Source organism: Oceanobacillus oncorhynchi (assembly GCF_000821065.1).
GTDB lineage: Bacteria > Bacillota > Bacilli > Bacillales > Amphibacillaceae > Oceanobacillus > Oceanobacillus oncorhynchi.
In genome coordinates, this window is record NZ_CDGG01000001.1 from 1,257,372 (window position 1) to 1,270,034 (window position 12,663).

Annotated in this window: 14 protein-coding genes; 12 read left to right on the forward strand and 2 right to left on the reverse strand. The window is 39.8% G+C overall.

Annotation, left to right across the window (positions count from 1 at the left end; genetic code table 11):
- Positions 1 to 103: 103 nt before the first annotated feature.
- From BN997_RS05755 to BN997_RS05790, 8 genes are all read left to right on the forward strand, one after another.
- Positions 104 to 1,546, forward strand: coding sequence for an SLC13 family permease (locus BN997_RS05755; protein ID WP_042530467.1), 1,443 nt, complete (start codon positions 104 to 106; stop codon positions 1,544 to 1,546).
- A gap of 522 nt (positions 1,547 to 2,068) precedes the next feature.
- Positions 2,069 to 2,860: a sirohydrochlorin chelatase gene (locus BN997_RS05760; protein WP_084612862.1), complete on the forward strand. Its 792-nt coding sequence runs from the start codon at positions 2,069 to 2,071 to the stop codon at positions 2,858 to 2,860.
- Complete coding sequence (locus tag BN997_RS22125; RefSeq protein ID WP_084612863.1) at positions 2,778 to 3,266, forward strand: precorrin-2 dehydrogenase/sirohydrochlorin ferrochelatase family protein; 489 nt, start codon at positions 2,778 to 2,780, stop codon at positions 3,264 to 3,266. The genes BN997_RS05760 and BN997_RS22125 overlap by 83 nt, the downstream gene beginning before the upstream one ends.
- Positions 3,263 to 4,075 (forward strand): formate/nitrite transporter family protein, encoded by an 813-nt coding sequence (locus BN997_RS05770; protein ID WP_042530469.1) that lies wholly within the window; start codon positions 3,263 to 3,265, stop codon positions 4,073 to 4,075. The genes BN997_RS22125 and BN997_RS05770 overlap by 4 nt, the downstream gene beginning before the upstream one ends.
- 231 nt (positions 4,076 to 4,306) lie before the next feature.
- The gene (locus BN997_RS22460) at positions 4,307 to 4,414 is read left to right on the forward strand and encodes a helix-turn-helix domain-containing protein (protein WP_084612864.1); all 108 of its coding nucleotides are present in this window, start codon (positions 4,307 to 4,309) and stop codon (positions 4,412 to 4,414) included.
- A 36-nt stretch (positions 4,415 to 4,450) separates the two neighbouring features.
- Positions 4,451 to 6,021, forward strand: a protein-coding gene (locus BN997_RS22465; protein WP_139088971.1) for an IS3 family transposase whose coding sequence is annotated in 2 segments (ribosomal slippage) — positions 4,451 to 5,114 and positions 5,114 to 6,021 — 1,572 coding nt in all. Because the reading frame shifts where the segments join, the coding sequence is not laid out codon by codon here.
- A 5-nt stretch (positions 6,022 to 6,026) separates the two neighbouring features.
- Positions 6,027 to 7,166: an IS200/IS605 family element RNA-guided endonuclease TnpB gene (tnpB, locus tag BN997_RS05785; RefSeq protein WP_244882335.1), complete on the forward strand. Its 1,140-nt coding sequence runs from the start codon at positions 6,027 to 6,029 to the stop codon at positions 7,164 to 7,166.
- 102 nt (positions 7,167 to 7,268) lie between these two features.
- Positions 7,269 to 7,577 (forward strand): hypothetical protein, encoded by a 309-nt coding sequence (locus BN997_RS05790; RefSeq protein ID WP_052484927.1) that lies wholly within the window; start codon positions 7,269 to 7,271, stop codon positions 7,575 to 7,577.
- A gap of 169 nt (positions 7,578 to 7,746) precedes the next feature.
- Here BN997_RS05790 and BN997_RS23445 read toward each other — a convergent pair whose 3' ends face one another.
- Positions 7,747 to 8,295 carry a DUF6155 family protein gene (locus BN997_RS23445; protein WP_042530473.1) on the reverse strand — a complete coding sequence of 183 codons (549 nt, stop codon included), beginning with the start codon at positions 8,293 to 8,295 and terminating at the stop codon, positions 7,747 to 7,749.
- A gap of 20 nt (positions 8,296 to 8,315) precedes the next feature.
- Positions 8,316 to 8,678 carry a hypothetical protein gene (locus tag BN997_RS05800; protein ID WP_042530475.1) on the reverse strand — a complete coding sequence of 121 codons (363 nt, stop codon included), beginning with the start codon at positions 8,676 to 8,678 and terminating at the stop codon, positions 8,316 to 8,318.
- A 346-nt stretch (positions 8,679 to 9,024) separates the two neighbouring features.
- Here BN997_RS05800 and rfbA point away from each other — a divergent pair, with 346 nt between their 5' ends.
- From rfbA to BN997_RS05820, 4 genes are read left to right on the forward strand one after another with little or no spacing between them, the layout of a single operon-like run.
- A complete protein-coding gene (gene rfbA / locus BN997_RS05805; RefSeq protein WP_042530477.1) occupies positions 9,025 to 9,957 on the forward strand; it encodes a glucose-1-phosphate thymidylyltransferase RfbA in 933 nt (310 codons plus the stop codon).
- Positions 9,950 to 10,978 (forward strand): dTDP-glucose 4,6-dehydratase, encoded by a 1,029-nt coding sequence (gene rfbB, locus BN997_RS05810; RefSeq protein ID WP_042530479.1) that lies wholly within the window; start codon positions 9,950 to 9,952, stop codon positions 10,976 to 10,978. The genes rfbA and rfbB overlap by 8 nt, the downstream gene beginning before the upstream one ends.
- Positions 10,954 to 11,940: a glycosyltransferase family 2 protein gene (locus BN997_RS05815; RefSeq protein ID WP_042530481.1), complete on the forward strand. Its 987-nt coding sequence runs from the start codon at positions 10,954 to 10,956 to the stop codon at positions 11,938 to 11,940. The genes rfbB and BN997_RS05815 overlap by 25 nt, the downstream gene beginning before the upstream one ends.
- Positions 11,937 to 12,617, forward strand: coding sequence for a GNAT family N-acetyltransferase (locus BN997_RS05820; protein ID WP_042530483.1), 681 nt, complete (start codon positions 11,937 to 11,939; stop codon positions 12,615 to 12,617). Before BN997_RS05815 ends, BN997_RS05820 begins: the two co-directional genes overlap by 4 nt.
- Positions 12,618 to 12,663: the final 46 nt, after the last annotated feature.

Here is a 12,663-nt window from a genome sequence, read left to right on the forward strand (position 1 = left end):
GTAAATTGGAAATCCGTACTGTTATGGTATGGATTTCCTGTTAAAATAGTTTTTAGCTCATTGAGATAGGAAAAATTAAAATGATAAAAAGAAGGCTGCTCTTATGTTATTCAGGAAAAAAACGAACCAACCAAGAGGTCGAATCCATGTAAATGGAAAAATTATAACGTTTTTGATATCTACGATTATTTTTATCGGCTTATTGATTTTTTTGCCGGCAGAGATTCCCTGGTCTGCAAAAGCTACAATCAGCATCATGGTGTATGGAATTTTGTTATGGGCTTTTGAGTCCCTTCCGCTTGGAATGACATCTGTTCTTACCATGGTATTATTACTATTTTTACACGCTGTCTCCATTGATGTTGTCTTAAGCGGCTTCGGGTCTCCGGCGGTATTTTTAATTGTGGCTGGCATGATGATTGCCAAAGGAGTAAACGAAACTTCTTTGATGGACAGGATTACTTACATATTGCTGGCTAAGTGGGGAGCTTCAGCTAAAGGGATTTTTATGGGCTTGTTTTTACTTATGCAAATCCAGGCTTTTTTTATACCTGCAACTGCAGTGCGCGCCTCGCTGATGGTTCCAGTTGTTCTGTCTATTTTGAAATCCGTAGGTGCGAAAAAGGGGAGCAACTTTAGCAAGCTGATGCTGGTAGGAACAGCTTATGCAGGGAATGTCAGCGGGACAGCCATTTTAACAGCAGCTATCGGGAATATTTTGACCATCGAAATTTTACAATTATATACAGGGCGCACCCTATCGTATTTAGACTGGCTGTTATATGCTTTTCCAATATGGACTTTATTAATTATCGTTATTCCGTATATTGTTTGGAAATGCTACCCGCCTGAAAATTTTTCTTTTGAAACCTTATCGAACGAAATGAAACAGAAAAAGAAAGAATTAGGGAGGATAAACGGTGCAGAACTGAAATGTATGATTATCCTGTTGGTAACAGTTATTCTCTGGATGACAGAGCCGCTCCATGGCTATCACCCCACCGTCCCGGCTTTAATGGCGGTCGTTTTAATGGCAATGCCTAAAATAGGTTTTGTAGAGTGGCGGAAGCTGGTCGGTGTCAATTTTGATTTAGTTCTATTAATTGGAGCAACGCTCTCTTTAGGTTTCGCCTTAATTGAATCCGGAGCCATTGAAATCCTGGAGGTGCTGATTACCTCGGAACAAATCGTAAATATATTTGCGAATCCATGGCTTGCGATACTTATCGTTATTTTAATATCGCAGCTTTACCATTTAGGGGTTACGAATGTATCAACAGCGGTAGTTACATTACTTCCTGTGCTTATCAGTCTGTCGTTTCAGGCAAATCTTGATCCGGTAGTGATTGCTTTTACTTCTGCACTAACCATTTTATTCGGATATGTGTTAATTGTAGAAACGATGCCCAACGTTGTCGTTCACGGAACCGGAATGATAAATCAACAGGACTTTTACCTGCCTGGTTTATTATCCACGCTTGCCAGCACGCTCATAACGCTTCTTGTTGCTTTTACGTGGTGGAAATGGCTGGGGTTTTGGCCTTAAATGTTCTGTATGAGAATGTATTTATTATCCGCAAATAGATGATTTGCATTGTATTTCGACAGGGAAGAAATGCTTCTTTCCTGCCGAATATATGAAACACGATGTTAAACATATCTGTGTCCCGGAAATCAGAATGAAGCATCTTGCTTGTTTGGCAGCTGGCATTTTCCGCTGATTCACCCAACATTACTAAACCAGACACAAACTGTTCAAAAAATCAACGCAATTCAAAAATAGAATGTGCTACACTAACAGTGAGGGAGTTATTCTCTGGAAAGAAAAACTGGAAGGTATCTTTTTTTTAACTACATTTGTGAATTTATTCACAAATAATTTTACAGATTTAATAATGTATAAAGAATGTAAGGAATAAGCGAAATGATCTTGGCGGGACGTGTAATCGCTGCTAAAAAGCAGGTTGATAAATGTGAGAATATTAGAATACATGATGTAACAAAGATTCTATAAAACTGGAGAAGCGGATACAGCCAAAAATAAATCGAATAAATGGGAGGGATACACATGTTTGATGCAGTGGTTTATATTGGTCATGGAAGCCGTTGTGAAGAAGGAGAAGCTCAGTTTAAGAGATTTATTGAATCTGTGAAGGAGGAGGTTGCTTCTCCAAACCAGGAAATAGCTTTTTTGGAATTAACCGCTCCGACCATTGCAGAGACAATGGAAAAGTTAATTGCTGATGGGGCAAAGCGGTTTTTGATTGTGCCTGTTCTTCTTTTTTCAGCAATTCAACACCAATTGGATATTCCGGAGGAGCTGCGTGCGGTTCAAAGGAAATATCCCTTTATTTCGTTTGAAATCTCGGAGCCGTTTGGAGCGCATCCATATATGGTTGATCTTGTGGTGAAACGTATCGGAGCTGAAAAAAATGAAAAGGATACAGCAATTATGCTTGTTGGCGGCGGGAGCAGTCATCTCAGGCCTATTCAAGAGCTGCAGCAGATTGGAAAGAGCGTTGAGCAGAAATTGGATATTCCGGTGTATACAGCATTCCTGCAGCTGGGGAAACCCAGCCTGGAAGAAACATTGGAATTTCTTCCTTATCGATATAAAAAAGTTTATGTGATGCCATATTTGTTATTTACTGGTCTGCAGCTTGAAAAAATAGAACAGATTGTTTTCTCTTCAAAGGATACTTTTGTTATTTGCCCAAACTTAGAATTTGATGAGCTGATGAAAAAAACGTTAATCAAGCGAATGGAGGAAGCGTGTGATGGAGAAGATGTATCCGGTGATGATGAACCTCGACAGAAAAAGGGTGGCAATTATCGGGGGCGGGGAGACAGCTCTGCGTAAGGCAAAAGAACTGGCAGGAACAGGAGCCAAAATCACCGTAATCAGTCCGGGGATACGGGAGGAGCTATTTAAAATGCATGATGTGGTCTGGAAGCAGAAAAAATTTGAAGCACAAGACATAAAAAATGCACATCTCATTTTTGCGGCAACGGATAATCAAGCAGTCAACGCGTATGTTTGCCGATGTGCGGCAGATAACCAGTGGGTCCATGATACAAGTCAAAATGAGCTATCTAATTTTATTGCTTTAGCAGGACTCAGTCAGGAAAAATTGACAGTGGCACTTTCAACATCTGACGCCGGCCTGGTACTTACCAAAGAGTTGAAAGAGAAGCTGGAAAAACAGGATAGAAGTAGGACTGAGAATGCGATAGAATGGGATGCAAAGAGGAGGAACAAAAAATGATGGAGACCATAACCACTTTCAGTAACACAGCTGTTTCCAAGGTAAAACAATTGAATCATAGTAAAAGCAAATATCTCATCATGACGATGCTGGCAGGATTTTTTGTCGGTCTAGGAATTATTTTAATTTTTACTATCGGCGGGATGCTTGCTCCGACAGAGTTTGCCGGAACATCGATTGTCATGGGTGTTTCCTTTGGGATTGCTTTGAGTCTGGTCATTATGGCTGGATCTGACTTGTTTACGGGAAATAATATGATAATGACAATTGGCTTTTTAACAAAGAAAACAAGGGTTTTAGATGTGCTGCGGATATGGGTATTCAGTTATTTTGGCAACTTTGCCGGGTCTATTGTTGTAGCTGGATTATTCTTTTATTCGGGATTGGCTACGGGAGGAACGGCAGATTTCATTATTTCCTCTGCAAGCGCCAAGATGAGCGGACCATTTATGGAGCTGTTTGTTCGCGGGATTCTCTGTAATATTCTGGTCTGTCTGGCCGTCTGGTGCTCTGTTAAATTAAAGGATGAAACAGCAAAGCTCATCATGATTTTCTGGTGTTTATTCGCTTTTATCACATCTGGCTTTGAGCATAGTGTGGCAAATATGACTGTGCTGTCAACTGCTTTAATGATCCCGCATCCGGAAACAATTACTTTTGCAGGTCTTGCTGCTAACTTGATTCCGGTATCTCTTGGAAATCTTGTCGGCGGGGCAGTTTTCATTGGTGCAGCTTATTGGTATGGAATAACAGAGAAAAAATCAACTTTGCAGTCAGCTGCGGATAAGAAATACAAGAGGGAAGCATAGATAGATGTTGAATAAAAGGTATGTTGCTCTTTAAGAGATGAGCGTCATGCCTTTTATTTATCAAAAAAAGGAGGGAAAACTCCCTCTTCAAGCGCGTAGAGGTAAGGGGGAGGTGAATTTCCTATGCACAAAAGATTGCTTTGGAGTGTCTCGACTGTCCAACACTAAATCGAACAAACGTTCCAAAATCATCCTTCTTCTGATATAATGGACAGGAGGAGGTAAGAAGCTATGAAAGTAAAAAAAGCATTTCGTTTTCGTATCTATCCGAACAAAAAACAAATCATCTTCATCCATAAGACAATTGATATGCTCCCAATACAGTGGACAGAGAAATAATAAAAATTCTCTACTACTGTATTGGGGGCATTTTCTATGTCTAAAAGGAGAAGTAAACATACTTTAAATGAAAGGATAGAGGCAGTATTACGTGTGATGGAGGGGAGCGTGTCTGTAAGCAGGATTGCTAAAGAATACGCTGTCGACCGAACGACGATTAACGTATGGGTTCGCAAGTACAAAGAAAATGGGGGCTATGGTTTAAAGGATTTGAGGACATGGAAGGGATATTCCAGCGAGCTGAAAAGGGAAGCTGTTGAATTTTATTTAAATGGAGAAGGCAGTTTGAGAACGACTTGTGAAAAGTTCAATATTTCATCTCATTCGGTTTTACGTCAATGGATAAATCAGTATACTAGTGGGAAAGAGATAAAATCTACTAGTAAAGGAAGAGGAACCGTGACTAAAGGGCGTAAAACCAATCTTCAAGAGCGTATCGAAATTGTACAATATACGATTGCCAACGACCGCGACTATCATAAGGCAGCTGAAAAGTATAACGTTTCTTATCAACAAGTATATAGCTGGGTACGCAAGTATGAAAAAGATGGGGAACAAGGTCTTCAGGATCGTCGTGGAAAGTCCCTGGAGTCAAAGCCTACACTTACAGAAGAGGAAGAATTACAGCTTCGTATTAAAGAGCTGGAACACCGTAATCAGTATTTAGAGGCGGAGAATGGCTTATTAAAAAAGTTGAAGGAAATCGAAAGGGGGATGGGACCGCGCGACTAGGAACACATTTAGCTAAATTCCAAGCAATTCATGATTACCAACAGGAGACAGACACTCCGATTCTATTACTCTGTGAAATCTTAGTTGTATCACGCTCCGGATACTATAAATGGTTGAACTATGACCCAACAGAATCCGAAAAAGAAAATGAATGGCTCATGAAAGTAGTGAAAGAAGAATTTAAAAAGTATCACGGTAACTTTGGTTATCGTCGAATAACCATGGTGATCAACCGCAAATATAAGAAGCAGTATAACGAGAAAAGAATTCGACGCTTAATGGATCAAATGGGCCTAAAATCGCATATTCGCCGGTCGAATGGTTATTCAACGAAGACAAGTCACGAAAATATTGAAGAAAATATTTTAAACCGAGAATTTACCGCAGAGAAGCCGAATGAGAAGTGGGTAACGGATATTACGCACATGCATTATGGTTTTGGCAGTAAAGCTTATTTAAGTGCCATTAAGGACCTTTATGACGGCTCAATCATTGCTTACCAGGTTGGACGCTATAATGACAACCCTCTAGTTATGGATACCATCAAAGCGGCTATACAAGCAAATCCTGACACAACTCCATTGATTCATAGTGATCGAGGTTCGCAGTATACATCAAAGGAGTATCGTTATATTACTACAGAAGCTGGCATGACGCGCAGTATGTCTCGTGTCGGTAACTGTATTGACAATGCTCCGATTGAGAGCTTTTTCGGTCACTTTAAATGTGAATGTTACAACCTAAAGCAGTATAAGTCGTTTGAGGAGCTAAAGGAAGATATTGACGAATATATAACGTTTTATAATGAAGAACGATATCAAGCAAAATTAAACAGCCTTGCACCGTTAGAATTCCGGCACCAGGCTGTCGCATAGATTTTTTGTTTTTTCACTGTCTACTTGACAGGGCGCAGTTCACAATCGGCTGCTCCCGCTTTGTCTACAACTATTTTACAGGAAAACAAAAAGAAAAAGACCACTATTGGCATACGGTGAATGAAATGGTACAAAACGGACAGCTTCTTCAAAATAATTGGAAGGGAGAATTTTTCAATAAAAATAAGGCGATTAAAGCAGTTCGGGAATTAAAGAAAAACTATCCCTTCCTCAAAGAAGTCGATAGCATTGCCCTTCAAAAAGCGGTGGAAAATGTGAATGATTCCTATACGCGCTATTATAAGAAGCAGAATAAGGCACCTCGTTTTAAATCAAAAAAGAATCCTGTTCAATCGTATACCACGAAACATGTCAATAGAAATATTGCTGTATTGGATAAACATATCAAACTGCCTAAGCTCGGATTGGTTCGTTTTGCCAAAAGTCGGGAAGTGGAAGGACGTATTATCAATGCAACGATTCGGCGCAATCCTTCAGGCAAGTACTTTGTTTCGATTGTAGCGGAAACGGAAGTTGCATACGATGAAAAGACAGGTTCCTCTGTAGGCATCGATGTCGGATTAACTGATTTTGCAACCCTTTCTGATGGAACTGTGTATGAAAATCCAAGGTTCTTCCGGATATTAGAAGAAAAATTGGCAAAAGCGCAGGTGATTCTGTCTAGGAGGCAGGTAGGCTCAGCAAATTGGCAGAAACAAAAACGAAAAGTAGCCCGGATTCACGAAAAAATTGCGAATAAAAGAAAAGACATGTTGGATAAAATCTCCACCGAGATAGTCAAAAACCACGATATCATCGGGATAGAAGATTTGTCTGTAAAAAACATGTTAAAGAATCGAAATCTTGCGAAAGCGATTAGCGATGTATCCTGGTCAGCTTTCCAAACGATGCTGGAATATAAAGCGGCCTGGTATGGAAAGCAGGTTGTTACAGTCGCTAAAAATTATCCATCCAGCCAGCTGTGTTCCCATTGTGGACACCAAAACCCAGACGTTAAAAATCTTGCTTTGCGTGCATGGACGTGTGGTATCTGTCAATGCCATCACCAAAGAGATAGGAACGCAAGCAGGAATCTTCGTAAGGAAGCATTACGAATAACCGCAGGGACTGCGGGGATAGCCTAATCCATAACTGACCAATGGGTTGGTGTTCTTAGGAATCTCCTACTTCAAGCAGCCTATAAGGTTGATAAGTGGGGGTAGTTCAATTGGATCAATTTCTTTGCATTGACTCAAGAAACCTCCGAAGCAACGAAATATTTTAATCAATGGTTTGGGTTTGGTACATCGCCAAAAGACTTAACATCAGAAACACTAGCTTTTGAAGCCTTGAATAATTTGCTGAGAGACCAGCCCAATGTGATTAAAAAGCAGTATCAGCACCGGTTGACAGAGCAATTTGCACCGATTGATATGGGGATTTATACAATAGAACAGGTTTTAATACGGACGATTTTTCATGAAGGCATGCATTTGCAGGCGATGATGGATATTAGGAAATGTATCGCAAAAGAGAAAGATAGCGTTCGACGATAGGCAGGTAAATGTAATACAAAAAGACGCAGCTTATGTGTACAATCCATAGGCTGCGTCTTTTTCTATCCATCTATAATAATGAAGGGAGGTATGGCAATTAATTCTAATATAAAACCACATTTTATCACGGAGAACCGTCCGTAAAACGCCCGTTGAGTGAAGTTTCGATTTATGAATTTAACCAGTTGATAGAATTGTAGCTATCTGCCAGATTATCGTGGTAGCCCCATCCAATACCGTTGGCGTTTTCTACAATGTTAAATAATCTGGGCTGCAGCTGTTTAAAAAGCTGCTCATCTTTCTCACAAGCAGCAATGACTCGATCATACATGGAATTCATACTATCATAAAATCTCTCGTCAATATCTCCATAGGTATTGGTGAATAAAGTGCCAATTTCAACATAATAAACCATTAATTCGATTGTTTTTCTCTCATCGTTTGTGAGTTTCTTAAAGCGGGATATGGCTTTTTTGGCATGGGATAGCCGCATTTTTCCAAACCCTCTGTCAGGAAAGAATTCATTGTTAATTTCCTGCTGTGCTTTTTCAAATAATGCTTGTATCTCCTCATCCCCGCCGTATTTAACTGATAAATATTCAGCTGCATCACTATTTAGCTTATATAACTCCGTAATTATTTGAATAAGTTCTTTTTTATCACACGTACGCAGGTGCTTTTTTAATTCTGGAATCTTCAGCTGCTTTGTTTTAGTCATGTACAAACTCCTCCCTCTTCTTATTTTGATTGTTTCATATAATGTGTTGAATATAATTTTTCCATATGCGGGTTTCCTGTTTTAGAGAATCGTAATGTCTTTTTTGCTCCTTTTCCCCATGATTGATAGACAGTCGTGGAAGGCTTTAACTGGTTCTCTTTAGCAATTTTTTTAAGGGTTTGAAGCAAATGATTCAATTTCCCCAGATTAAGAGAAATGACTTTTTCCAAATAAGGAATCCGTTTAAAGCGCCAATCCTCAGCTTGTTTCTTTGATAATTTCTCCATTTTTATCAAAACATCGATTGGACTGACATAACCTTTCTCCGTAAGTAACTCAGAGGCATATTTGTATATGTTTTTCTCTAATTGCTGTCTGTTCATTTAAAATCTTCCTTACTTTATCTATTTCTATTCTAGCTATTACTCTAACAGATTTCTGTTTGTAATAGTGCGTTTTAAATTATTCGCATACATATTTTTAACAAACATAGAGATGGTTTATTATATTAAAAAACAGGTGCCTGCGATAAAATAAATCTGCATCATTTCCTGTTTCTATACAATTGTGGCAATTTCATGGTAAATCTGCAACATCTTTTCTGTTCACGAAATAAATTTGAAACAAGAATGTAAGTTTACAAAACGGTCTTTAAAGGAATAATGTAGATAATAACAAGACCTATGTTTTAAAAACAATAAAAATAAATTTTGATGGAGGGTGTGTATCATGAAAGGAATTATTCTGGCTGGAGGAAGTGGAACACGTCTGTCTCCGAGTACAGATAGTATGAATAAGCACCTGCTGCCTGTTTATGACAAGCCGATGATTTATTATCCGTTATCTGTCTTGATGCTGGGTGGTATTAAAGAAGTAATGATTATTAGTACACCAGAGGATATTGCTCGTTTCGAGACATTACTGGGAGACGGATCGGCATTAGGTATTCAAATCGTCTATAAAGAACAGGCTGAACCAAAAGGAATCCCTGAAGCGCTTATTCTTGGTGAAGAATTCACCGGGAAGGATGATGTTACGCTGATTCTAGCGGATAATATCTTCTTCGGGCAAGGGTTTACCACCTTATTGCGGAATGCGATAAAGAACCATCAGCATGCGACTGTATTTGGATATCGGGTTAAAGACCCCGAGCGTTTTGGTGTGGTTGAATTTGATCATCATCAAAAAGCAATTTCGATTGAGGAAAAACCAGATGACCCAAAATCAGACTTTGCCGTTACGGGACTGTATATTTATGATTCCAGAGCGGTGAAGATTGCTAAAAAGCTCAAACCTTCAGAACGAGGGGAATTAGAAATTACCGACTTAAATAAAGAATATTTAAAATGGAATCAGCTTCATGTAGAGCTGTTAGGCAGAGGCTTTGCGTGGATGGATACAGGCACCCAGGAGTCGTTGTTTGATGCAGCGGAATTTATCAAAACGACCCAGCAGCGCCAAGGATTTAAAATTGCCTGCCTGGAAGAGATTGCTTTCTATCTGGGATATATATCAAGAGATATATTATATGAAAAAGGAAAGTCGATGGAAAAAACCGATTATGGGCAATATTTAATAGAAATTGCCAATCGCAAGCATAGCCAGCAATACTGGGATACCATCGACCATCATCCGATGTTAGGACTGGTTGAAAATGAGTAGGGCTATCTTAATTACTGGCGGAGCTGGCTTTATCGGCTCCAACTTCATCCACTATTACCAGCAGAAATATCCTGATCAGCAATTGATTAATGTAGATAAGCTAACCTATGCCGGCTCTTTAGCTAATTTAACTGAAGTCGAGAATAACGGGAATTATCAATTTATTCATGGCGATATTGCAGATATGAAAACCGTAGCAGCGATTTTCAAAGAGTATGATATTGAAGGGGTTATTCATTTTGCTGCAGAATCCCATGTAGACCGTTCGATTCATGATGCGAGCCCGTTCATCGATACAAATGTCGTTGGTACGTTGAATCTTTTGCAGGCGGCGAGAGCAGATTGGGAGGAAAAAGGAGAGCTTGGTGAGCGCAGATTTCATCACATATCCACGGATGAAATTTATGGCTCATTAGGTGAATCTGGAAAATTTACAGAGGACACGCCTTATGACCCAAGAAATCCATACAGCTCATCGAAAGCTGGAGCGAACTTTTTAGTAAAAAGCTTTGGTCATACGTATGGGATGAATGTGATTATTTCCTCCTGCTCGAATAATTATGGACCAAGACAGCATGATGAGAAGCTTCTGCCTACGATTATCCGGCAGGCTTTGGCAAATGAGCCGATACCGATTTACGGGGATGGGAAGAATATCCGTGACTGGCTGTTTGTTGAGGACCACTGCCGAGCAATCGATATGGTTTATCATCAGGGTAAAACGATGGAAACCTATAATGTCGGCGGAAATAATGAACAGGAAAATATCACCATCACCAATGCAGTTTGTTATTTATTAGACGAGCAAAGACCAGATTTACTGCAAAAGTATCGTTTAGCGCATTTTTCTGATTTGATTACCTTTGTGACGGATCGAAAAGGACATGATAAGAGATACGCCATCGATGCAAGTAAAATTCAAAGGGAACTAGGCTGGCAGCCGCAAGTTGATTTAGAGGATGGACTGAGAAAAACTGTGGAATGGTATGTAGCAAAATGGAAAACAAACGTACCGATTTGATTTCAGTTGTTGTCCCGGTCTATGGCTGTGAACGCTGCCTTGTCGAGCTCGCAGAACGCATTATTCAAACTATCCAGTCCATTCAGGCAGATTATGAAATCATTATGGTAAATGATGCGAGCCCGGACCATGCCTGGGAAACAATGCTTAAGCTTCATCAGAAAGATAAAAAAATAAAAGGAATTAATTTGTCCCGTAATTTTGGACAGCATCATGCCATCACGGCAGGTCTTGACTTTACCTCAGGAGACTGGGTGGTTGTGATGGATTGTGATTTGCAGGACCGGCCGGAAGAAATTGCTTCGCTGTACGAACGGGCCCAGGACGGCTATGATGTTGTCTTTGCACAGCGCATGCAAAGGCAGGATAAGAATGTAAAAAAACTCACATCAAAAGCCTTCTATAAAGTCTATGATTATTTTACCGGGAAGAAGACAGATGCAACAATCGCCAATTTCAGTATATCCCGAAAAAAAGTAGTGGAGAGCTTTCGTAAACTGCGCGAGCAAAATCGTTATTTTCCTTTCTTTATTCAATGGATGGGATATCAGCAGACAAAAATAGAAGTACAGCATGATGCCAGAAAAGAAGGAAAGTCCTCCTATCAATTGAAAAAATTATTCGCTTTAGCAACAGATGCGATTGTCTCCCAATCGAATAAACCGCTCCGGCTTTCGATTGGTGTAGGCTTTCTGATGGCATTCGCTTCGTTTATCTATGCGCTGTATTTATTTTCCCGCTATTTCTTTTTGGATGAGCCTGTTCAAGGCTGGACCAGTGTGATGGTGTCCATCTTTTTTATTGGCGGTTTACTATTCTTCCAGCTTGGAATTATTGGTCTCTACCTTGGGAAAATTTTCAACGAAGCGAAGAACCGTCCTATTTATTTAATTAAGGACATAAAAGGGGAAATCCAAAAAAATGAAACGTTAGAAGTGAAACAGGGAGGAAGAGGAAAATGAGTGAATATTTAAAGCCGACGCCTTGGGACAGCCGGAATTTCCCGCTTGATACCTTTCAATTAACCGAATATAGTGAAGCTGCGCTGCAGGCTGCAGCAGATGTCGAGGGGCATTTTACCGTTAAAGTAGATCCGCTGGCTGATAAGGCATTGCTTCACAAATATGGTTTTTATTATGCAGATACATTAATGGAGCCCTATTGTTACCGCAATAAATTTTTAGAAGAAGAAGCTGGAGATGTTACCTTCCATGAAAATTATGATGCAGCTGACATTTTAACGATTGCCGAAGAAGCATTTCAAGGCGGTAGGTATCACCGTGATTTTCATGTTCCGAATGAAATGGCCGATCTCCGCTACCGAAATTGGGTAAAGGACTTGATTGATCAGGAGCTGATTCTTGCTTATAAGCAGGATGGCCGTGTGAAAGGATTCTTTGCTTATCAGGAAGAAAATGTATTGCTTTTAGCAATGCATAAGGACATTCGCGGACAGGGATTTGCTAAACCTTTTACAGCTGCATGCGTCAAAGAGCAATTTGAGCGTACTGGCAGGGAGCAACTGGTTACATCGATTTCACCCAGCAATCCGGCGTCATTAAATGTTTTCATCGACTTAGGATTCCGGTTGCGGGCTGGGAAGGATATTTATCATAAGGTGAACGGTTCCTTCTATTAAACAGATACTATTAAACACATATCCATTTATTTTGTATCGCGGTAGA